Consider the following 20,355-nt stretch of genomic DNA (forward strand, 5'->3'; position numbering starts at 1 on the left):
CATGACCACCACGATAAGGGCGCTGCTGGCCGTCGGGGCGGCCGGCGTGCTGCTGGCCGGCTGCGGAGGTGCCCCTTCGGCCACCTCGACCACCCCGGCCGGCACCTCTTCCTCGGCATCCACGCCTACCGAGGCGGCCCCGGACACGAACACGCCGGAGGGCAAGGCCGAGGCCTGGTCCATCAAGTTCGAGAACCTGATGGCCGACTGCATGAAGGCCGCCGGCTTCCAGTACGTGCCGCACCCGCAGCACTACAGCCGGCCCGCCGGCAACGTGGCCGGCAAGGACCCGGCGCTCGTGCCGTACGACGTGCTCAAGCCGTATCGGCAGAAGTACGGCTACGGCGCCTACTACGCCGGCGACGTCTTCCCCAACGACCCGAACGTGGTCAAGCCGGCCGCCGGCCCCGAGTCCAACCCCAACAACGCCATCCGCGCCGGCCTCGACCCAGCCCGGCAGCAGGCCTATGACCAGGCCTTCGACGGCGGCGCCCGGCAGCAGCTGACGACCGCCAGCAAGAAGACCGACATCAAGACCGGCGGCTGCTCCGACAAGATCCGCAAGCAGCTGGGCAACATCGACGACGGCCCCGCCGTGACGACCGACCCGACGGCCCAGGCCGCCGCCGCCCTGGCCGAGCAGCAGTTCACCACCGACGCGACCGTGCTGGCCGCCGCCCAGGACTACGGCAACTGCCTGCGTCAGCATGGCTACACCGTGCCCAGCACCAAGCCCGGGGTGATCGAGCACACCCTGGAGCAGACGGTGGAGCAGGAGCACACCAACAGCCCGGCGGTGGACAAGAAGCAGGCGCTGACCAAGGAGATCAAGATCTCCCTCGACGACCTGGAGTGCGGCAAGGCCTATGAGGCGGCGGCGAAGCCGTTCGTGGAGAAGCTGCTCCAGGTCGGTGTCGGCTGATGAACCCGAGACGGGTGATGCTGCTGGTGGTCGGCGTGGCCCTGGCGACCGGCGCGGCCGGCTGGGCGGTCGGCGCCCAGATCACCTCGCCGGCCGACGCCGCCGCCGCGCACCAGCCGCCGCCCGCGTCGTTGATCACGGTCGGGGTGGCCAAGCAGGCCCTGGCCAGCACGATCACCGCGCAGGGCACGATCAGCTACACCGGCGCGACGCCGTTGACGCTGACCGGCACGGTCGGCGGGACCGCGACGCAGCTGGTGACCCGGGCCCCCGCCATGGGCACGACGGTCGGCTCCGGCCAGCGGCTGCTCGAAGTGAGCGGCCGGCCGGTTTTCCTGCTGCCGGGCCAGGTTCCGATGTACCGGACCTTGTCCGACGGCATGAAGGGCGATGACGTCAAGCAGCTCCAGCAGGCGCTGACCGCCCTGGGCTACGGGCACCTGACCAGCGGCACGTTCGACGTGGTGACGCAGATCCAGGTCAAGCGCTGGTACGAGCATGCCGGCTACGAGCCGCAGGCCGAGGCCGACAAGGTGACCGTCCCGTCGGGCGAGATTCTTTTCCTGCCAACGCTTCCGGTCCGCGTGGACACCGTCACCACGCGGGCCGGCGCGACCGCCACCGGGCCGATCGGCACAGTCACCAACAGCACCGTGAACATCCAGAGCACCGTGCCGTCGGCCGATGCCCAGTTCATCCACGCCGGCATGAACGCCACCTTGACGCTGCCCGACGGCACCACCATGCCGGCCAAGGTGGACGCCATCGGCAAGGACGCCGCGCCGCCGCCCACCGATGAGCCCGTGCAACCCAGTGCGGCGCAACAGCCCCAGCAGCAGCAACAGTCTACTTCGGACGCCACGCCGCTGCGTCTGGTCGCCCAGGACCCGGCCGCGTTGGCCGCCTATGCCAACAAGGCCGCGAAGATCGACATCGAGGTCGGCAAGACGAACGGCGAGGTTCTGGTGGTGCCGGTCGCCGCCGTCGCGACCAGCCAGGACGGGTCGACACGCGTGCAGGTGCAGCGCAAGGACGGCTCCGTGCAGGACGTCGGCGTGCGGTTGGGTCTGACCGCCAACGGCTTGGTCGAGGTGTCGGGCACCGGTCTGGCCGTCGGGGACCGCGTGGTGGTGGGCAGCAAGTGACCGTGATCAAGCTGGACGCCGTGAGCCGCGTGTTCCCGGCCGATCCGCCGGTGGAGGCGTTGAGCGACGTCCATCTGAGCGTGGCCCGTGGCGAGTACGTGTCGATCGTCGGCGCCTCGGGCTCCGGCAAGTCGACCTTGTTGAACACCTTGGGCCTGTTGGATCGACCCACTTCCGGCAGCTACCAGCTGGACGGCGTGGAGACCGCCGGCTTGAGCGACCGTGAGCGCACTTCGTTGCGTGGCAGCCGGATCGGCTTCGTCTTCCAGTCCTTTCACCTGTTGTCCTATCGGAGCGCGGTCGACAATGTGGCCATGGCCGAGTTGTACGGCTCTTCCGATCGCAAGCACCGTTCGGAGCGGGCTTCTCAGGCCCTGGAGCAGGTCGGTTTGGGCCACCGCAAGGATTTCCGTCCCGACAAGCTGTCCGGCGGCGAGCGTCAGCGGGTGGCCATCGCCCGCGCCCTGTTGGGCCGGCCGGCGCTGTTGTTGTGCGACGAGCCCACCGGGAACCTCGACCGGGCCAACACGTCCGGCGTGCTCGACCTGTTCGACGAGTTGGCGGCGCGGGGCGTGACGTTGATCGTGATCACCCATGACGAGCAGGTCAGCCGGCGCGCCCAGCGTCGGGTGCGGATCGAGGACGGCCGGCTGTGCGACTGATCGATCTCGGCGACGAGGCCCTGGCCGGCGTCGTCTCCCGTCCCGTGCGGACCGCCCTGACCATGCTCGGCACTTTCATCGGTATCACCACTCTTGTCATCACCCTCGGCGTCGCCACCACCGCCGGCAACCAGATCGCCGGCCGTTTCGACGCCGTCAGCGCCACCGGCGTCACCGTGACCGTTCCGACGGCGCCACATCCGCTGGTGTCGTGGTCCGGCTTATCGGACCTGTTGCGGCTCAACGGCGTTCATGCCGCCGCCTCGGTGTCCGAAATGGACCCCGCTGCCAATCCTTCCGTCCGGGCCAATGAGCTGCATGACCCCAACACCGTCACCGATCGTTCGCTGCCCGTCGTCGCCGCCACCGCCGGCCTGCCCGAGGTGGTGAACGGTTCCCTTGCCCTGGGCCGCTTTTTCGACAACGGTCACGTCACCCGGCACGACCGTGTCGCCGTTCTCGGCACCACCGCCGCCAAGCTGCTGGGCATTACCCGCGTCGACGACCAGCCCGCCGTGTTCGTCAACGACCAGGCCTTCACCGTGATCGGCGTTCTCGCCTCTTCCGGCCTCGATCTCGACCATGCCCTCGACGCCTCGGTGATCTTGCCCTACACCGCCGCCGCCGACCGCCTGCACATCGGCGCCCCCAGCAAGGTGTTGATCCGCACCGACCTCGGCGCCGCCCCGCTGATCGCCCGTCAGGCCCCCGTTGCCTTGAGCCCCAACGACCACGCCCAGCTCCAGGTGGTCGCCCCGCCCGACCCCGCCACCCTGCGCGGCGGCGTCGAACATGACGTCAACGGCCTCTTCGTCGTGCTGGGCCTCGTTTCCCTGGTCGTGGGCGCCATTGGCATCGCCAACGTCACCCTCGTCACCGTCATGGAGCGCATCGGCGAGATCGGCCTCCGCCGCGCCCTCGGCGCCCGCCGCCGCCACATCGCCGCCCAGTTCCTCGTCGAATCCGGCACCGTCGGCCTCATCGGCGGCGTCATCGGCACCAGTGCCGGCATCGTCGCCGTGGTCGCCATATCCGCCCTCAACAACTGGACACCCGTCCTCGATCTTCCCCTTGCCGCCGGCGCGCCCTTCGCCGGCGCCCTGGTCGGCCTGCTGGCCGGCCTCTACCCCGCCCTCCGCGCCGCCACCTTGGAGCCGGTCGACGCCCTCCGCGCCGGCACCTAGCCGCTCAGAAATGCGGCGACAGCTTGAGAATCTGCCTCCGGGCCATGCCCCGCACCAACGGCAGCACCAGCCGAGCGGCCAGCGGCGGCCGGGAGGCCTCGACCACGTACGCCATGATCTCCTCGAAGGAGTGGCGCTGGAACTGAAGCACCCGCTGGCTTTCCTCGGTGTCCAGCCAGTCCGTGCAGTACGGCTCGGTGCTGAACGCGGAGTCCGGCAGGGCACCGAGCCCGAAGGCGTCCAGGGCACGGCCGAGCATGTCCCGGTACCGCACCTGACAACTGGGCCCGCCACCGATCAGCCAGGTGTGGCCCCAGATCGCAGCGTTGATTCCATTCGCCACGGCCAGGCCGGCGTCGTCCCGGTGGACGAGCTCGATGCGGTTGTCCAGGGGAATCGCGAACATGACGGGGTGCGGCCGGCGGGCCTCGGCCGGCGGGACGTCGCCGAAGCGGTAGATGGCCCAGGGCCGTGGCGACTCGCGGACGAGCTGCTCGCAGCGGATCTTGTGCCCGGAGTACTCGTCGGTCTCGGACACGGGGTCGGTGACGCGGCGGGGCGGGACGAGGTGCTGGGTGTGGCCGTAGACGTCCAAAGTGGACGCGAAGAGGATGCGGGAGTCGTGGCGCACCACGGCGTCGAGGATGTTCTGGGTGCCGCCGACGTTGACGGCCCGGGCGACCTCGGGGGCCTCGGCGACCTGGGGCGGGATGAGACCGGCCAGGTGGACCACGACGTCCTGGTCGCGGACGGCCCGCTGCACGGCGTCGGCGTCGCGGATGTCGGCCCAGAAGACGTTGGTGGCGCCCCGAGCCCGGCGGAGGTTGGCCTTGCTGGGCACATCCAACTGGCGAACTTCGTGACCCTGGAGGCGCAGCTGGGCCACCACGCTCGAACCTATGTTGCCGAACGCCCCTGTGACCAGCACCTGCATGGCAAGGCATTGTGCACGCGGCCCGGACCCGCCGACAGGGGCCAAATGGATAGCACGAGTTGGTTCCATTAGCGGTGTGCTAGGTTGACGGGGTGCCGGAACCGCTGCCGGTTGAGCTGATGAACACGGTCCGCCCCGACGGGGACGTGCTGGACGACGCGTGGCTGCACGCGGCCGACCTGCCCGGGCCGGTGGATCTCGGCCAACTACGTGACCTGCGACGGGCGCTGCGAAGGCTCGCGGCCGACGCCACCGAGGACCCCCGCGCGCCCGTCGACCCGATGTCGCGGCCGGCGGCGCTGGCCGTCCTGAACGTGCTGGCCGAGCAGGCGCAGGCCCGGCTGATCTGGCCGGACGGCGGGCCGCCGGAACGCACGTTGCACGGGCCGGCGGCGGGCGTGATCGCGACCATGGGGCTCGAATTGCTTGCCGGCGCGGAGCGTAGGCGGCTGCGCGCCTGTCTGGCACCGAACTGCGTGCTGTACTTCGTGAAGGAACACACGCGCCGCGAGTGGTGCTCGCCCAGCTGCGGGAACCGGGCGCGGGTGGCCCGCCACTACCAGCGCCACCGTCAGGACTGATCGATGCACAGTGCGAAGACCGAATTCACCGGGTCGCTGGGCGAGCCGCTGGCCGCCCGGCTCGAACTGCCGGAAGGCACGCCCTGCGCCTACGCGCTGTTCGCGCACTGCTTCACGTGCAGCAAGGACGTGCTGGCCGCGTCCCGGATCTGCAAGGCGCTCACCGCCTACGACATCGCGGTGCTGCGCTTCGACTTCACGGGTCTCGGCGGTTCGGGTGGCGACTTCGGCAACACCGACTTCTCGTCCAACATCGAAGACCTCGTGCTGGCCGCCGACCACCTGCGGACGACCTACGCCGCGCCGACCCTGTTGATCGGGCATTCGCTCGGCGGGGCGGCCGTGTTGGCGGCGCGGCGCCGGATTCCCGAGGCACGGGCGGTGGCGACGATCGGCGCGCCGGCGGACCCGGAGCACGTGCTGCACCTGCTCGGCGACCGGCGGGACGACATCGAACGCGACGGCGAGGCGGACGTGGTGCTCGGCGGGCGGAAGTTCCGCGTGCGGGCCAGTTTCCTGGCCGACGTCGCCGCCCAGCCGCAGGCCGCGTGCATCGCCAAGCTGGACGCCGCGCTGCTGGTCATGCACTCGCCGGTGGACGAGCTGGTCGGCGTGGACCACGCCCGGCGGATCTTCGACACCGCGCGGCACCCCAAGTCGTTCATCGCCATCGACGGGGCCGACCACCTGCTGACCCGGCAGCCCGACGCCAATTTCGTGGCCTCGGTGCTGGCGGCCTGGGCGCCCCGATACGCGTTCAGGCCTGAGGAAAGTCGGCCGACCGGCTGACGTCGGCCCACTTCTCCACCTCGGCCGCCCGGGAATCCTGCGACTTGCGCACGAGGTCGACGGCGGTGGCGCCGAGCAGCAGGCGCAGCGGCGGCTCGTCGGCGTCGACCACGTCGACGATCACCTTGGCAGCGCGGACCGGGTCGCCGGGCCAGTCGGCCGAGGTCTTGGCGCGGAAACGGTCCATCTCGCCGACGGTGCCGTCGTAGTCGGAGTCGATCACCTGGTCGGCGGAGAAGGACGCCCAGTCGGTGCGGAACGGGCCCGGCTCGATGATCGTCACCTTCACGCCGAACGGCTTGACCTCGTTGTTCAGCACCTCGGAGAAGCCCTCGACGGCGAACTTGGCCGACTGGTAGGCGCCCATGCCCGGGGAGCCGCCGACCCGGCCGCCGACCGAGGAGAACTGCAGGATGTGGCCGGAGCGCTGCTTGCGCAGCACCGGCAGCGCGGCGCGGGTCACGTTGACCACGCCGAAGAAGTTGGCCTCGAACTGGTCGCGGAAGTCGGCTTCCGGCATGTGCTCGATCGGCGCGCTGGCGGCGTAGCCGGCGTTGTTGGCCACGACGTCGAGGCGGCCGAAGCGGTCCACCGCGAACCGCACGGCCGCCTCGGCCTGCGCCCCGTCGGTGACGTCCAGGGCGAAGGGCGCCACCCGGTCGCCGTACTCCCGCACCAGGTCGTCCAGCTGCTCGGGCTTGCGCGCGGTCGCCACCACGGTGTCGCCGCCGGCCAGCGCGGCGGTCTCAAGTAGCGAGTGGAAAGAAACGCGATCTCAACAGAAACGATCGCGGGAGGCAAGGAGTTTTAATGATTGGTCTGTCACGTTTTACCATCAGAAGAGTTCCCCGCTCGTGAGGTCGCTGAAGTAGCACAAGCCTAGGCCGACAGCGAGCGGCCCCTTGATGTCTGCGCGTTGATACCATGTGTATCTGTAGCTTACAGGGCCCGCCTGGTCCCACACATAACCTAGCAATGGCTAGCTATGCATGCATCTAGACCATGAAGGGTGGCTCCGATGTCTTAAGAGGGAGCGGCACTTTCAGTGATCGAGCTTCCGGTGATCAGCCAGGTCCTCATCGTCCTACCGCCTTCACTCTCTAACTAACTGGATAGTTACATAACCATGACAGCACTCCGGCGCGGTGCTGTCAACTAACTGGTTAGTTGCTACGCTCACACCATGGCCAGGGACGCGCACGCCACCCGACAGCGACTGCTGGAGGCGGCGACCGCCGAGTTCGCCGAGCACGGCATCGCCGGCGCCCGGGTGGACCGGGTCGCGGCCGCCGCGGGCTGCAACAAGGCGCTGATCTACTCGTACTTCGGCAACAAGGACGACCTGTTCGAGGCGGCGTTCGCCCGCACCATCGCCGAGTTCTACGAGCTGGTGCCGTTCGACGCCGGCGACCTGCCGGCCTACGCGGGCCGGCTGTTCGACCACTACGAGGCCCATCCCGTGACGCTTCGACTGTCCACCTGGTACCGACTCGAACGCGGCAACGGCGTCCTGCCCGCCGTCTCGGCCGTCAACAGCGTTCGCCTGGAACGGCTTCGACAGGCGCAGGTGGACGGCGCCGTGGCCACCCACTTCGATCCCGTGCAGCTTCTCGTGCTGCTCCAGGCCATCCCCGCCGCCTGGGCCACGACCAACCCGGAGCTGGCCGACGCCTCCACCCGGGAGTTCCGCCGCCGCACGGTGGTCGACGCCGTGAAAAAGCTGTTGGCATAAAAGGGATCGACCCCCACCCGCCGTCCCGGGTGGGGGTCGATCCTGTTCCGTCGCCGCCGCGTCTTTGCTGCCACGCAAACCTTCATGACGCGTGGTGCCGGCGACGGAAGTCTGTTGGTGGTTGTGGGGCCGGCTCGCCCTGGTACGAACGAGCCGGCCCCCGACTCACCTACTCGCCGCTGTCAGGCGACGGTGCTCTGGAGGACCTTCGTCTCTTCGGTCTTGTTCTCGTCCTGCGGAGCCGGCGGGGTGGGCTTGATCCGGCGCAGCAGAGCGATGGTGAAGATCGCCGCGCCGACCGCGACGATGCCGCCGGCGATCGCCGAGTAGTGCAGGGAGCTGGTGAATGCCTCGCGGGCCACGGCCAGCAGGGAGTCGGCCTGAGCCTGGGGCAGGCCGTGGGCCACGGTCGAAGCGGTGGCCAGGGTCTGGTTGGACGCCTCCACCGCGGCGGCCGGGACGTTCTGCGGGGTGTGAGCGTCGAAGTACGAGCCGTACACCGCGGCGCCGACCGAGCCGAGGATGGCGATACCCAACGCACCGCCCAGTTCCTGGCCGGTCTCCAGCAGTGCGGACGCAGCTCCGGCACGCTCCTTGGGGGCAGCGGCGACAACCAGGTCGGTGATGCAGGTCAGCACGATGGCGATGCCCATGCCGATCCCGATCGCGCCACCCATGACCGTGAACAGGTTGCGCTCGACCCCGAGCTGAGTCATGACCACAAAACCGACGGCGGCAACAAGGAAGCCGGTGGCGATGATGTAGGCGGGGCGTACGGTGCGGGCCACGATCGTCACGAACGGCACGACCAGCGTGACCACGACCGGGGAAGCCATGGTCCACAGCGCGGCTTCGAGGGTGCTCATCCGCAGGACTTCCATCATGTACTGGGTGGTGAAGATGCCGAACCCGATCAGGCAGAACGAGCAGGCGATGCTGACGGTCATGGAGGCGCCGAAGTCGCGGTTGCGGAACAGCTGCGGGTCGATCATCGGGTGCTGGAGCGTCTTCTGACGGCGGACGAACACGTAGCCGAGGGCGACACCGACCACGAGGGCGACGGCCGGCAGGGTGGAGAAGCCGTTGACCGCGGCCTCCTTCAACCCCCAGATCACCGACAGCACACCGGCCAGCGACAGCAGACCCGAGGCGAAGTCGAACTTGCCGGCCTGACCCTTGGGCAGGCGGTACTCGGGAACGAGGGTGGGCACGAGGATCAGCAGCAGGACCATGACGGGGGCGTTGATCAGGAAGACCGAGCCCCACGGGAAGAACTGGAGCAGCACACCTGAGACGATCGGGCCGAGCGCGGCACCGACGGACAGGCCAGTGGACCAGACGGCGATGGCCGAGCGGCGCTGCTTCTCGTCCTCGAACATGTTGCGCACCAACGCCAACGTCGAGGGCATCAACGTCGCGCCGCCGACACCCTGGATAGCCCGGGCGACGATCAGCGTGGTGGGGTCGCTGGCGAACGCGGCGGCCACGGAGGCCAGGCCGAAGATCACCGAGCCGATCAGCAGCAGCTTTCGGCGGCCGATCCGATCGCCGACGTTGCCCATCGTGATCAGGAGTCCGGCCAGCACGAAGCCGTACATGTCGATGATCCACAGCTGCTCGGTGCCGCTCGGGTTGAGCGCCGCCGAGATGGAGGGGATCGCGAAGTAGAGGACGGTCATGTCCATGGACACCAGGAGCAGCGGCAGCACCAGAACGGCCAGGCCGATCCATTCGCGCCGTCCGGCGAGGCGGGGTGTTTGCGTGGCGTGTGTCATGGCTCAAAACATACAGGCGTTCATGACGTGTGTATAGAACGGACGTCTAAGACAGCCGACGAACTGGTGATTCGCCTAGCCCGCAACGCGCTGACCTGGGCGTATGGGCGGCTCATCGAGCAAGCCGCCCATACGCGGGGCCACCACACCCCGGTCAGAGGCTGCTGGCGGCGATGTCGCCGTAGGCGGTGGTGGCGTGGATGACCAGGTCAGCAGGGACCGTTGTTGCGCAGGGCGTTATGGATACGGCCATGGCCGGTGCCGGCGTCGAGCGAGGCGGAGACGCCGGCGGCAGCGCCGACGGAGACGGTGCCGGCCTGGGTGCTGAGGACGAGCTCGCCGCGCGAGGCCTCGGCGATGGTGATGTCCCCCTTGCTGGTGCTGATCTCGGCGGAACCGGTGAGGCGGCCGACGGAGACGTCGCCGGCGTCGATGGAGAGGCGGACGCTGGCGGCCTCGTCGAGTTTGATGGCGCCGTGCGAGCCGGTGAAGGTGACGTCGCCGAACCGGCCGACGCCCCGGAACTCGGCGCTGGCCGCCTTGGCCTCGACGCGGGAACCGGCCGGCAGCTGGACGGTGACGTCGATGAAGCCGGAGCTGCCGAGCATCTGGTTGCGGGCCGAGGCCTCGATGCGCAGCACACCGTCGACGAACTCGACCTTGGTCTGCTCGGCGACCTTCACGTCGCGGCTCTTGCCGGCGTCGGCCGGCCGGACCTCGACGGCGGTGTCGGTGCGGTCGGCGGCGATGAACCGGACCTGCCCGGCCGGGATGTCCAGGACGGCGGAGATGGGGGCGGGGGTGGCGAACTTCTGCATCTTCGACTCCGTGTGCTCGTTGTTTCTGACATCGCAAACGCTACGTTGCGTTCACAGATACGACAACAGATTCGTTGCACAATATCGACATTATGGCAGTTCACAGGCCTACAATCGTTGCAACAGGTTTGAAATCTAACGCAATGACGTTGCAATGAATGGGCGATGAACGCTACTGTCGGCGGCAACGGAAGGAGATCGTCATGCCGGGAGGCAGGCTCACCCAGCAGGAACGCCGGCAGATCGCGCTGGGCCTGGCCGACGGCCTCGCCTACGCGGAGATCGCCCGAGGCCTCGACCGCCCCACCTCGACCGTCACGCGCGAGGTGATGCGCAACGGCGGCCCCACCGGCTACCGCGCCGACCTGGCCCACCACGCCACCGAACGCCGCGCCCACCGGCGCAGGCAGGCGACGCCCAGGAGACAGCAGACGACGCCGAGGTCGGACGGGCGCGACGCGGCGGCGGTGCACGAGTTCGAGGAGACGTTCACCGACATCTTCATGCAGTCGGGCCTACCCAAGATGACCGCGGGCGTGCTGACCTGCCTCTACACCACCGACACGGGCAGCCTCACCGCCGCCGAGCTCGTGCAGCGCCTCCAGGTGAGCCCGGCGTCGGTCTCCAAGGCGATCACCGTGCTGGAAGGTCTGGATCTCGTCCGCCGCGAACGGGACGAGGGCCGCCGCGAGCGGTACGTGGTCGACGACGACGTCTGGTACCAGTCGATGATCGCCTCGGCCCGCTCCAACGCCAAGCTGGCCGAGGCCGCCCGGCAGGGCGTCACCGTGCTCGGCGCGAGCACCCCGGCCGGCGTCCGGCTGGAGAACATCGCCCGCTTCGTCGACTTCGTCGGCGAGAGCATCGCCCGCGCCGCCGAGCAAGCCCGCGAAATCCTCTACACCAAGCCCTGACCGACGGCCGCGGAGCTGATCTCCACGAGGTAGCGCGGATCGGCCAGGCGCGCGACCTGGACCTAGGTGGAGGTCGGGCGTTCCTCGCCGTGCCACCGGAGGCTCATCGGGTCGCCGCCAGGATGTGATCACCCATGGCCCGCAACGCATCCCGGGCCTCGGGCAGCCAGGCGGAGAAGTAGTGCCAGACATGCGGGGCGTCCGGCACGACGATCAACCGCGCATCGGCCTTGGCCGCCAGGGCGACGGCGTCGTCATAGAGGATCTCTTCGGTGCCGACCTGCACCAGTAGCGGCGGCAACCCCGTCAGATCGCCGTGGATGGGCGACGCGTACGCGTTGAGCGGGCTCTCCCCCGCCAGGTACTCCCCGGCCGCCGCCAGCAGGGAGTCACGGGAGAGCATGGGATCCCGATACGCCCGCAGCGCCATGGAATCCCCGCCACAGGCCAGATCCATCCACGGCGAGTTGACGGCGACAGCAGCCGGCAACGGAAGGCCTTCGTCCTTCAAGCGCAGCAACAATGCCACGCCCAGCCCGCCGCCGGCCGACTCCCCGGCAACAGCGACCCTGTTGGCCGGGAAGCGATCCAGCAGCGACACGTAGGCGTCACGCGCGAAGTCCACCGCCGCCGGGAACGGATCCTCGGGCGCGAGCGGATAATCGGCAAACGCCACCGCCGCTTGGGCAGCGGTCGCCACGTGAGCCATGAGCGTCCGATGCGTCGCCGGCGACCCCATCCGGTACGCGCCGCCGTGCAGATACAGCACCACCCGGTCCGCCGCCGACGACGGCGTCCGCACCCACTCCCCGAATTCCCACTCTGCCACAACGGTTTCCGCCGGCAGGGGGAACTGCTCGACCCACACCTCGTACGCCCGCCGCGAGTCCCGCACCGTCCCGCCCGACCGTAAACTGACCAGCTCGCGCAGCGCCTGGTGCGCCCGCTCCATCTCCGGACTCATGCCACGACTCCTTCCGGGGGCTCCCAATCACCGCGAACATGGCAACGCCGGCGGCCAGGCCGACAATCCCGGCCACGAGGAACAGGTCCCGCACACCGTCCACGGCAGCAGCCTGAATGAGCTGGGGCGCGATCTTCAAGGTGGAGGACTGGCCACCGGCGATCAGCCGTCCGGCCTCGGGGTCGGCGAGGTCGCCCCCGTCATGCGCCAGGTCAAGCAGGCAGGCTCCCTCATGACCGGCGACCGCTTCTTCGTCAGTCCGAGATGAGGTGGAACGCCCCGTACTCCGACATCTCCGGCTTGAGCCACAACGGCAACTGCCGCACTTCCCATCCCCACGGCTGCCACTGCACCGACCTCGGCTGCTGCTCCGCTCCGCCGTGCCCGTCCACGACAACGCCACATAACCGGTCCCCGGCGCGACCACGAACTCCACGCCGTCCGGACCTTCCACGCGTCCGACCAGCCCCTGGTTCCACCACCCGGGATCGTCCAACGGAGCACACAGCTCGGCGAGCAGGTCGGTCACCTGATTCGGGCTGGGGTCGCGCAGGGTCCACTCGCGGCGGCGGAAACAACGCTTTCCGACGTGTCCGGGCACGTGAACGTCCACGCTCATCCTTCCCCGCGCCCAGTGATCACGAACGGTGTCGCAAGGCCACGACGCCACACCCGCATCCGATACCCAGTCCTGCCCCTCCACGTCGAACACCAGCGCCTCGGACGATTTGCCCCGCTCCCACTTGGTCAACTGAGCCGCCCACGTGGGCGGCTCACTCGTGGTCACGTCGAAGGGACGGGCGGCGGTGGCCCGTTCGTCGGATGCAGCCGCCCGGCGATCGAGGCACGGGCCGGGGGGCGACGGCGGGGTAGTCGCCCGAATGAGTCAGGTGGCGGGGGCGAGGTTTCCGCGTTGGCGGGCGCGGTAGGTGGCGCCTTTGACTTTGTTGCCGCAGGTGGTCATTGAGCACCATTCACGGCGGAAGCCGCGGGAGCGGTCGATGAAGACCTGGTTGCACTCGGGGCGCTGGCACTCCTTGAGGAGGGCGAGGTCGGGGCCGCCGAGGAGGTCGACGGCGGCGCGGGCGACGGTGGCAAGCGCTTGCGCGGGGGTGGCCTCGACGCGGCGGCCGGCGGGGGTGAGCTGGGGGGCGGCGGGGGTGGCGCGGGCGAAGGAGTTGATCAGGGAGATGTCGGCGGGGCGCCGCTCCTCGTCGAAGAGGCGGGCGGCGACCAGGGCGTAGATGGCCTCGCGGAGGGCGACGGCGTCGACGAGGTCGGCGGGCCCGGCCGGGGGGCCGGCGTCGAGGATCGAGGACTCGCGGTACCAGGCGTCCAGGGACGCGGGCCCGTCGAGCATCTCCAGCGGGTCGTCGAAGCGGCGGCCGCGCAGGGTGCCGACGAAGTCGAGCGCCGGGTGGTCGCACGGGAAGCGGTGAACCATGCGCACCAGTTTGACAGGTGCGCAGACGTCGTGCAATGCTGCACACCGTTCTAACCGGTGCGCAATAAGTGTCATTAATCGCACACCGCTCCGACAGGTGCCGACTGGAGACGCCAGTGATCACGCGAGAGCAGTACCTCGACTTCTTCGCCAACGCGCTCAACGGGATGGCCGACATCGTCGCCGAGCTGGGCGACGACCTGGCCAACCGGCGCATGCCGCTGCCCGGGGCGAACACCCCGTACGCGCTGCTCAACCACAGCGTCGGCGCCATCGGCTACTGGGTCGGAGAGGTCGTCTCCGGCCGCCCGGCGCACCGCGACCGGGACGCCGAGTTCACGGCGGAAGGGCCGGTCGCTCCACTGCTCGACCGGGTCCGCGACACCGTCGTCCAGCTGTCCAAGGACGTCGCCGCGGCCCGCGAGGACACCGACAGCGCGGGTGCCCTGCTGCACGTCTACACCGACGTCGTCCAGCACCACGGCCAGCTCCAGATCATGCGCGACGCCCTCGTCGCCGCGGCCTGAGCCATGCACCCCGTCAAGTCCCCGCCGGTCTCCCGCGGCCGCGACCGCCACGTGATCGCGGTGCCGGTGCTGCCCGACTCGGTGGCGTTGGAAGTGGCTGTGGTGCAACAGGTGTTCGGTCGCCGCCCGTTCCCCGGCGCGGACGACCTGACCGGCCGCTACCAGGTCGTGCTGTGCGGCGAACGCCGCCGCCAGCCGCTGCCCGGCGGCGTAGACCTCGGCGACTTGGCCCCGATGGCGACTGTGCTGTCGGCCGACACGGTTTTTGTCCCCGGCGTCGAGAATCCGTTCGCCCCACGCAGCCGCACACTGCTGGCCCTGCTGCGGGCCGCCTTCCACGGCGGCGCGCGCATGGTCGGACTGTGCGGCGGCACCTTCCTACTCGGCCGCGCGGGCGTGCTCGACGGCCGCCGCGCCACCACGCACTGGCTGTACTCGGCGGCGTTCCGCGAGGAGTTTCCTTCCACCCGCCTGGAAGTCGACCGGGTCTTCGTCGACGACGGCGCGGTGCACACCTGCGGCGGCGCACTGTCCACTGCGGACATTGCGCTGCACCTGCTGTCGCTGGACATCGGGGACGCCTACGCCGACGCCATCGGCCGGCTGCTGGTCGTCGCGCCCAACCGGTCCGGCGAGCAGCTCTCCCGCGACCACGGTCAGCTCATGCCGGATTTTCTCAGCTGGCTGCGGGAACACGTGCACCAGCCGCTCACGTTGAACCAGCTGGCGGCACAGGCACACGTCAGCGAGAGGAGCCTGGTGCGCAAGTTCCGCCAGGCCACCGGGACCAGCATCTTCGACTGGGTGGGCCGGGAGCGGACCGAGCGGGCCAAGACCCTGCTCGAGACCACCGACCACCTGGTGACCGACATCGCGGTGATGACGGGCTTCGGCTCCGCCGAGTCACTGCGCCGCAACTTCGCCAAGCACGTCGGCGTCTCGGCCCGCAGCTACCGGGCCAAGTTCCGGCCGACCAGGAAGTCCGGAGGTAGTCATGGCTGAGCTCACCGACCAGGAAGCGGCCGCCGTCCGCCGCCAGCGTTTCGGCACGCTGCCGGCGCGCGTGCCGGCCGACCACACCGTGGAGATCGTGCCGCCGGAGCGGTTCGAGTTCACGGGCGTCGACCCCGACACGGAGTGGATGATCCGCTACAGCGCATGAACGGGCAGTCTTGAACGTCGTGTTCGGACAGTCATTCCCGGCGCCGGCCGACGGGAGCGCGGCGGGGCCTGGATAACCCGGGGCGGCAGGCGTAGACGTGGAGCCAACGCCGTCGAAGGGAACACCGGTGCGTCCGTTTCGGAGCGTCACCACCTACCAGCAGCTCACCGATTTGCGGGAAAGGCTGGCCAGAACGCGCTTTCCGCCAGCACTGTCCGGATCCGCCTGGACGCACGGCACACCGCCGGACTATCTCGCAGAACTCCTCACGTACTGGCGGGTGGTGTTCGACTGGGGCGCGGCCGAGCAGCGGATCAACGCCCTGCCCCAGTTCCTGGCCGAGGTCGGCGGCACGACCGTGCATTTCGTGCACGCCAAGGGAATCGGGCCGAAGCCGTTCCCGCTGCTGTTCTCGCACGGCTGGCCGGGATCGTTCTTCGAGGTTCACCGGATCATCGGACCGCTGACCGAGCCGGCGGCCCACGGCGGCGACCCGGCCGACGCCTTCGACCTGATCGCGCCGAGCCTGCCCGGCTACGGCTTCTCCCCCCATCCGGGCACGCCCGGCCTGAGCCCCCAGGCCATCGCGACCCTGTTCGACCGCCTCATGACCGAGGTGCTCGGCTACGAGCGTTACGGCGCGCAGGGCGGCGACTGGGGCGCGATGATCACCACCGCCCTCGCCCGCGACCACGGCGAGCACCTGGCCGGCATCCACCTGAACCTGCTGGGCGCGCTGCCGGTGCTGGACGAGAACTCGCTGCCGCTCACGTCGGCCGAGCGGGCATTCCTGGCCAAGATCGGGCAGTGGCAGGCCGAGGAGGGCGCGTACAGCCTGCTCCAGGGCACGAAGCCGGCCACGCTGGCCGCCGCGCTGTCCGACTCCCCAGCCGGCCTCGCGGCTTGGATGGTGGAGAAGTTCCGGGCCTGGAGCGACTGCGGCGGCGACGTCGAGTCCGTGTTCAGCAAGGACGAGCTGCTGACCACCATCACCCTCTACTGGCTGACCAACACCGCCGCCACCTCGACCCGCCTGTACTACGAGGCCCAGCACAACGAGGGCATGCTCGCGCCGGGGTACGTGGACACGCCGACCGGCTTCGCCTCGTTCGCCCACGAGATCATGACGCCGCCCGAGGAGTTCGTGCGCCGCGGTTACAACCTGACCCGGTTCACCGAGTTCGAGCGCGGCGGGCACTTCGCCGCCCTGGAACGGCCCGAGGAGCTGGTAGCCGACATCCGGGAGTTTTTCCGACCGCTGCGGGCCCCACTGTGAGCCACTGTCACAGAGCCGTGACACTCCTAGGTCAGAGCCAGCACACGCCGCCTTCACGATTGTCCGTATGACCCGAACGATCCTGCTCGAAGCCGCGACCAAGGTGCTGGCCCGCGTGCTCCTGCCGGTGGCCGTCCTGCGCCACCGCGGCGCGGCCCGGCATCACGCCGCCCAGTGGGCCCTGGGCCTGCGGTTCCCGCGCGAGTCGCTGGCCGGCCTGCACCCGACGACCCGCCGCGCGTTCGAGGCGGCCCGCGCCGAGGCGTTCTGGCGGGACGGCCAGCTGATCGGGCTGACGTCGGGTCACCGTGACGCGGCCGAGCAGTACCGCCTGTACAAGGACGCGGTGCGCAGCGCGGGCTCGCACCAGGAGGCCCGCCGCTGGGTGCTGCCGCCGCACGAGTCGAGCCACGTGCAGGGCACTGCGCTGGACGTCCGCCCGTCCGAGGGCGCGGCGTGGCTGGAGCGCAACGGGGACAAGCACAAGCTGTACCGCCGTTACGACAACGAGCCGTGGCACTTCGAGCTGTGCGCCACCCGGCCGGCCCGTCAACCGCATCCCGGCGCGGCGCCGGTACGCCGTTCGTGCTAACCACTGTGTATCCGACCGGAGGAGGCGCGGTGGCCCAGCTGTTGCTCGTCGAGGATGACACCGTGCTGGCCGAGGCCCTGGCCCGGGCGCTGACCGCGCTGGGCCACGAGGTGACGGTCGCTCACAGCGGCGAGCTGGCCCTTGAGCAGCTGTTCGACCACCGCGTCCCGACCGACCTGGTGCTGCTGGACGTGATGCTGCCGGGCATCGACGGCTTCGAGGTGTGCCGCAGGATCCGCGCCAGGTCCACCGTTCCCGTCGTCCTGTTGACGGCGCGTGGCGACCCGGTGGACATGGTGGTGGGGCTGGAAGGCGGCGCGGACGACTACGTGGTCAAGCCGGCCGAGCCGCGGGTGCTCGACGCCCGCGTGAAGACCATTCTCCGCCGCACCTCGACCGGCCAGGAACAGCCCAGCGTGCAGACGTTCGGCGACCTGTCCATCGACGCCGAGGCCATGATCGTCACCAAGTCCGGCGAGGAGCTGCACCTGACCTCCACGGAAATGCGGCTGCTGCTGGAGTTCACCGACCACGTGGGCCAGGTGCTGTCCCGGCAGACGCTGCTCAAGCGGGTGTGGGACTACGGTTTCGCCGGCGACTCGCGGCTGGTGGACGCGGCCGTGGCCCGGCTGCGGGCCAAGATCGAGCCGGACCCGGGCAACCCGACGCTGCTGCGCACCGCGAGAGGGCTCGGCTACCGCCTGGTCAAGCCGTGAGGCGTTGGCATCCCGGGCTGCGCACGTCCATCGTGCTGTCGGTCATCGCGATCACGGTGGCGGCCACCGGAACCATGGCCTACCTGTCGTACCAGTTGCAGCAGAGCGAGATCCGCAATCGTTTCGCCGCCGCGGCAAAGGCCAACTTCGACTCGGACGCGCAGGGCGTGCACCAGTGGCTGGTGAACACCGCCGGCGGTGGCTCCAAAGTGGACAGTGCCGGCGTGTACCTCAAGGGGCGGCTGGCGCTGGACTGGGCCATCGTGAACTTCAATCCGGCCACCGGTCCCATCTCCCGGCAGGAGGGCGCCGGTTATGTCGCTGTCGCCGGCGTGCCGGTGGTGCTCGACGCGGAGCAGGTCGACAGGGCCCGCAAGCAGCTGGAGACGGTGGTGTTCAACGACGTCGTCCAGGGCAGCACGCAACTGATCTTCGTCAAGCAGACCGAGCCCGACATGCTCCTGGTCGAGTTCTACAGCACCGCCATCACCGATCACGAGCTCGCCCGGGTGCGGCTGGAGCTCAGCGCCGCATCCTTGTTGGTCATCCTGGTCGGCAGCGGGCTCGGGCTGTTGGCCGCGCGCCGCATCCAGCGCCGGGTCCGGGTCGCCGCCGGGGCCGCCCGCCAGCTCGGCTCGGGCGACCTGGAGACGCGGCTTCCCGTGCAGGGCCAGGACGAGTTCGCCGATCTGGCCGGCGAGTTCAACGCCATGGCCCGGCGGCTCGGCGAGTCCATCGAGGAGCTGCGGCGCAAGGACGAGCAGCAGCGCCAGTTCGTCGCCGACGTCGCCCACGACCTGCGGACCCCGATGGCCGTGCTGATCGCCGCCAGCGACGGCCTCGCGGGCCCCGACCACGACCGCTCGGCCGAGCTGATCGCCTCCCAGTCGCGGCGGCTGAGCGCGCTGGTCGAGGATCTGCTTGAGATGTCCCGCTTCGACGCCGGCGCCGCCGAGTTCCGGCCCGAACCCGTTGACCTGCAAGAGCTCTGCGTGGACGTGGTGGAGATGGTGGCCGCCGACATCCCCGTCCGGCTGCTCGGCGAGGGCGTCCTGGTCGGCGATCCCCGCCGGCTGCACACCATCGTCCGCAACCTGGTCAGCAACGCCCTGCACCACGGCGCCCCGCCGATCACCATCACCATCGACGGCGCCGACCCGTCCGAGGTCCGTGTGGCCGTCCGCGATCACGGCCCGGGCCTGCCGCCCGAGCTGATGCCCGTGGTCTTCGACCGCTTCGTCCGGGGCGACCGCTCCCGCCGCGGCGAGGGCAGCGGCCTCGGTCTGGCCATCGCCTACGAGAACGCCGTCCTGCACGGCGGCCGCATCGACGTCGCCAGCCCCGGCGGCGCGGAGTTCACCCTTGTGGTGCCCCGAATTCCGCGCGGTGGTCGGCCGCCCATCGACGAAAGTCCCGAGCCGGCGCACCCGTGACCGCCGGCACGGTGTCGGTGACGAGTGTCGGCTCGTCGGCGCGGCGGGCGTCGGTGTCCAGCAATTCGGCCATCACCTCCGCCGGAATGAACGCCGGCCGCCGCTCGGTGGCCTGCTGCCGGCTGATCGTGCCGACGGTGATCGGCCGGTCCAGCACCTCGGCCAGGATCGCCACCTGCTGCCGGTAGCTCAGCGCCTCGGGGCCGGTCAGCGTCAACGCCTCGCCGAGGTGGCTGCCCGCGCCGAGCACGGCCTGGGCGACGGCGGCGATGTCGTCCTCGTCGATGGGCGCGTGCCGGGCGTCCGGATACGCGAACTCCACCGTGGACCTGGCACGGATGGATTCCGCCCAGCGCAAGGAGTTCGCGGCGAACGCGCCGGGCCGCAACACGGTCACCGGCAGCCCGGAGGACAACAGGGCATCCTCGACGGCCTTGTGCCGCGCGGCGATCGAGCCGCCGCCGTAGAGCACCGCCGACGACGAAACCTGCACGACGTGACGAACGCCGTGGGCCGCCTGGAGAAAGGCCTCGATGCCGCCGGGCTGGGTGTAGAGCAGCACCCGGTCGACGCCGTCGAGGGCCTCGGCCAGGCCCTCCCCGGTCCGCAGGTCGAGCCGCACCTCTCCCGGCTCCGGGCGGCTGCTCGCGACCCGGAAGGGCGTTCCGGCGCTGGTCAGGCGGCTGATGAGGGACCGCGCGATGCGGCCGTGCGCGCCCGTGACGAGGACGGTCATGGTGGTGCTCCCCCTACGATGGGCCGTCGAACGATATTAGCTTTGCAAG

General features: G+C 69.9%; 24 protein-coding genes. 16 read left to right on the top strand and 8 right to left on the bottom strand.

The features are described from left to right. Position 1 precedes the first annotated feature (1 nt). Genes KUTG_RS18150 through KUTG_RS18165 form a run of 4 tightly spaced genes read left to right on the top strand, consistent with a single transcriptional unit; the run spans position 2 to position 3,913 of the window. Positions 2-922 (top strand): DUF3558 domain-containing protein, encoded by a 921-nt coding sequence (locus KUTG_RS18150; protein ID WP_043718365.1) that lies wholly within the window; start codon positions 2-4, stop codon positions 920-922. Then, positions 922-2,067 carry a peptidoglycan-binding domain-containing protein gene (locus tag KUTG_RS53580; RefSeq protein ID WP_157494610.1) on the top strand — a complete coding sequence of 382 codons (1,146 nt, stop codon included), beginning with the start codon at positions 922-924 and terminating at the stop codon, positions 2,065-2,067. Before KUTG_RS18150 ends, KUTG_RS53580 begins: the two co-directional genes overlap by 1 nt. Further along, positions 2,064-2,729, top strand: coding sequence for an ABC transporter ATP-binding protein (locus KUTG_RS18160; protein ID WP_043718367.1), 666 nt, complete (start codon positions 2,064-2,066; stop codon positions 2,727-2,729). The genes KUTG_RS53580 and KUTG_RS18160 overlap by 4 nt, the downstream gene beginning before the upstream one ends. Beyond that, positions 2,720-3,913 (top strand): ABC transporter permease, encoded by a 1,194-nt coding sequence (locus KUTG_RS18165; RefSeq protein WP_043718369.1) that lies wholly within the window; start codon positions 2,720-2,722, stop codon positions 3,911-3,913. The genes KUTG_RS18160 and KUTG_RS18165 overlap by 10 nt, the downstream gene beginning before the upstream one ends. Before the next feature lie 4 nt (positions 3,914-3,917). Here the strand turns inward: KUTG_RS18165 and KUTG_RS18170 are convergent, their stop codons facing one another. Next, on the bottom strand, positions 3,918-4,847 hold the full coding sequence (locus tag KUTG_RS18170) for an NAD-dependent epimerase/dehydratase family protein (protein WP_043718372.1): 930 nt from the start codon (positions 4,845-4,847) through the stop codon (positions 3,918-3,920). A gap of 92 nt (positions 4,848-4,939) precedes the next feature. Here KUTG_RS18170 and KUTG_RS18175 point away from each other — a divergent pair, with 92 nt between their 5' ends. Both KUTG_RS18175 and KUTG_RS18180 read left to right on the top strand, forming a co-directional pair. After that, complete coding sequence (locus KUTG_RS18175; protein WP_052394842.1) at positions 4,940-5,428, top strand: CGNR zinc finger domain-containing protein; 489 nt, start codon at positions 4,940-4,942, stop codon at positions 5,426-5,428. A 3-nt stretch (positions 5,429-5,431) separates the two neighbouring features. After that, positions 5,432-6,217 carry an alpha/beta hydrolase family protein gene (locus KUTG_RS18180; RefSeq protein ID WP_043718375.1) on the top strand — a complete coding sequence of 262 codons (786 nt, stop codon included), beginning with the start codon at positions 5,432-5,434 and terminating at the stop codon, positions 6,215-6,217. Here KUTG_RS18180 and KUTG_RS18185 read toward each other — a convergent pair. Next, positions 6,186-6,953 carry an SDR family NAD(P)-dependent oxidoreductase gene (locus KUTG_RS18185; RefSeq protein ID WP_084579460.1) on the bottom strand — a complete coding sequence of 256 codons (768 nt, stop codon included), beginning with the start codon at positions 6,951-6,953 and terminating at the stop codon, positions 6,186-6,188. The two genes, KUTG_RS18180 and KUTG_RS18185, sit on opposite strands and share 32 nt — an antisense overlap. A gap of 447 nt (positions 6,954-7,400) precedes the next feature. Between KUTG_RS18185 and KUTG_RS18190 the strand changes: the two genes are divergently transcribed. Further along, a complete protein-coding gene (locus KUTG_RS18190) occupies positions 7,401-7,949 on the top strand; it encodes a TetR family transcriptional regulator (RefSeq protein ID WP_043718377.1) in 549 nt (182 codons plus the stop codon). 182 nt (positions 7,950-8,131) lie between these two features. On the opposite strand, the gene KUTG_RS18195 is transcribed toward KUTG_RS18190, so the two are convergent. Together KUTG_RS18195 and KUTG_RS18200 are read right to left on the bottom strand one after the other, a co-directional pair. Next, positions 8,132-9,724 carry an MFS transporter gene (locus tag KUTG_RS18195; RefSeq protein ID WP_052394843.1) on the bottom strand — a complete coding sequence of 531 codons (1,593 nt, stop codon included), beginning with the start codon at positions 9,722-9,724 and terminating at the stop codon, positions 8,132-8,134. Between the two features lie 209 nt (positions 9,725-9,933). Continuing rightward, the gene (locus tag KUTG_RS18200) at positions 9,934-10,542 is read right to left on the bottom strand and encodes a DUF4097 family beta strand repeat-containing protein (RefSeq protein ID WP_369794479.1); all 609 of its coding nucleotides are present in this window, start codon (positions 10,540-10,542) and stop codon (positions 9,934-9,936) included. 203 nt (positions 10,543-10,745) lie between these two features. On the opposite strand from KUTG_RS18200, the gene KUTG_RS18205 reads away from it, so the two are divergent. Then, positions 10,746-11,456, top strand: a complete 711-nt coding sequence (locus KUTG_RS18205) for a MarR family transcriptional regulator (RefSeq protein WP_043729776.1) — start codon at positions 10,746-10,748, stop codon at positions 11,454-11,456. A 103-nt stretch (positions 11,457-11,559) separates the two neighbouring features. On the opposite strand, the gene KUTG_RS18210 is transcribed toward KUTG_RS18205, so the two are convergent. Further along, positions 11,560-12,420: an alpha/beta hydrolase fold domain-containing protein gene (locus tag KUTG_RS18210; RefSeq protein ID WP_043718380.1), complete on the bottom strand. Its 861-nt coding sequence runs from the start codon at positions 12,418-12,420 to the stop codon at positions 11,560-11,562. On the opposite strand from KUTG_RS18210, the gene KUTG_RS18215 reads away from it, so the two are divergent. Next, positions 12,419-12,688, top strand: coding sequence for a hypothetical protein (locus KUTG_RS18215; RefSeq protein ID WP_043718383.1), 270 nt, complete (start codon positions 12,419-12,421; stop codon positions 12,686-12,688). The genes KUTG_RS18210 and KUTG_RS18215 overlap by 2 nt on opposite strands. On the opposite strand, the gene KUTG_RS58605 is transcribed toward KUTG_RS18215, so the two are convergent. Together KUTG_RS58605 and KUTG_RS18220 are read right to left on the bottom strand one after the other, a co-directional pair. Next, positions 12,675-12,812: a hypothetical protein gene (locus tag KUTG_RS58605; protein ID WP_157494611.1), complete on the bottom strand. Its 138-nt coding sequence runs from the start codon at positions 12,810-12,812 to the stop codon at positions 12,675-12,677. The two genes, KUTG_RS18215 and KUTG_RS58605, sit on opposite strands and share 14 nt — an antisense overlap. 494 nt (positions 12,813-13,306) lie before the next feature. Further along, on the bottom strand, positions 13,307-13,864 hold the full coding sequence (locus KUTG_RS18220) for a CGNR zinc finger domain-containing protein (RefSeq protein ID WP_198047220.1): 558 nt from the start codon (positions 13,862-13,864) through the stop codon (positions 13,307-13,309). 116 nt (positions 13,865-13,980) lie between these two features. Between KUTG_RS18220 and KUTG_RS18225 the strand changes: the two genes are divergently transcribed. The 7 genes from KUTG_RS18225 to KUTG_RS18250 all read left to right on the top strand — a co-directional run bounded on the left by KUTG_RS18225 (position 13,981) and on the right by KUTG_RS18250 (position 19,570). Then, positions 13,981-14,391 carry a mycothiol transferase gene (locus KUTG_RS18225; RefSeq protein ID WP_043718386.1) on the top strand — a complete coding sequence of 137 codons (411 nt, stop codon included), beginning with the start codon at positions 13,981-13,983 and terminating at the stop codon, positions 14,389-14,391. Between the two features lie 3 nt (positions 14,392-14,394). Next, complete coding sequence (locus tag KUTG_RS18230; RefSeq protein ID WP_052394846.1) at positions 14,395-15,393, top strand: GlxA family transcriptional regulator; 999 nt, start codon at positions 14,395-14,397, stop codon at positions 15,391-15,393. After that, positions 15,386-15,553: a hypothetical protein gene (locus KUTG_RS58610; protein ID WP_157494612.1), complete on the top strand. Its 168-nt coding sequence runs from the start codon at positions 15,386-15,388 to the stop codon at positions 15,551-15,553. Before KUTG_RS18230 ends, KUTG_RS58610 begins: the two co-directional genes overlap by 8 nt. Before the next feature lie 127 nt (positions 15,554-15,680). Then, positions 15,681-16,829: an epoxide hydrolase family protein gene (locus KUTG_RS18235; RefSeq protein WP_043718388.1), complete on the top strand. Its 1,149-nt coding sequence runs from the start codon at positions 15,681-15,683 to the stop codon at positions 16,827-16,829. 67 nt (positions 16,830-16,896) lie between these two features. Continuing rightward, positions 16,897-17,421, top strand: coding sequence for a D-alanyl-D-alanine carboxypeptidase family protein (locus KUTG_RS18240; RefSeq protein ID WP_043718390.1), 525 nt, complete (start codon positions 16,897-16,899; stop codon positions 17,419-17,421). 29 nt (positions 17,422-17,450) lie between these two features. Next, on the top strand, positions 17,451-18,137 hold the full coding sequence (locus KUTG_RS18245) for a response regulator transcription factor (RefSeq protein ID WP_043718394.1): 687 nt from the start codon (positions 17,451-17,453) through the stop codon (positions 18,135-18,137). Further along, positions 18,134-19,570: a sensor histidine kinase gene (locus KUTG_RS18250; RefSeq protein ID WP_052394849.1), complete on the top strand. Its 1,437-nt coding sequence runs from the start codon at positions 18,134-18,136 to the stop codon at positions 19,568-19,570. Before KUTG_RS18245 ends, KUTG_RS18250 begins: the two co-directional genes overlap by 4 nt. Here KUTG_RS18250 and KUTG_RS18255 read toward each other — a convergent pair. Then, positions 19,494-20,306, bottom strand: a complete 813-nt coding sequence (locus tag KUTG_RS18255; RefSeq protein ID WP_043718397.1) for an SDR family oxidoreductase — start codon at positions 20,304-20,306, stop codon at positions 19,494-19,496. The two genes, KUTG_RS18250 and KUTG_RS18255, sit on opposite strands and share 77 nt — an antisense overlap. Between the last annotated feature and the right edge of the window lie 49 nt (positions 20,307-20,355).

The sequence above is a fragment of the Kutzneria sp. 744 genome, from assembly GCF_000568255.1.
Lineage (GTDB): Bacteria > Actinomycetota > Actinomycetes > Mycobacteriales > Pseudonocardiaceae > Kutzneria.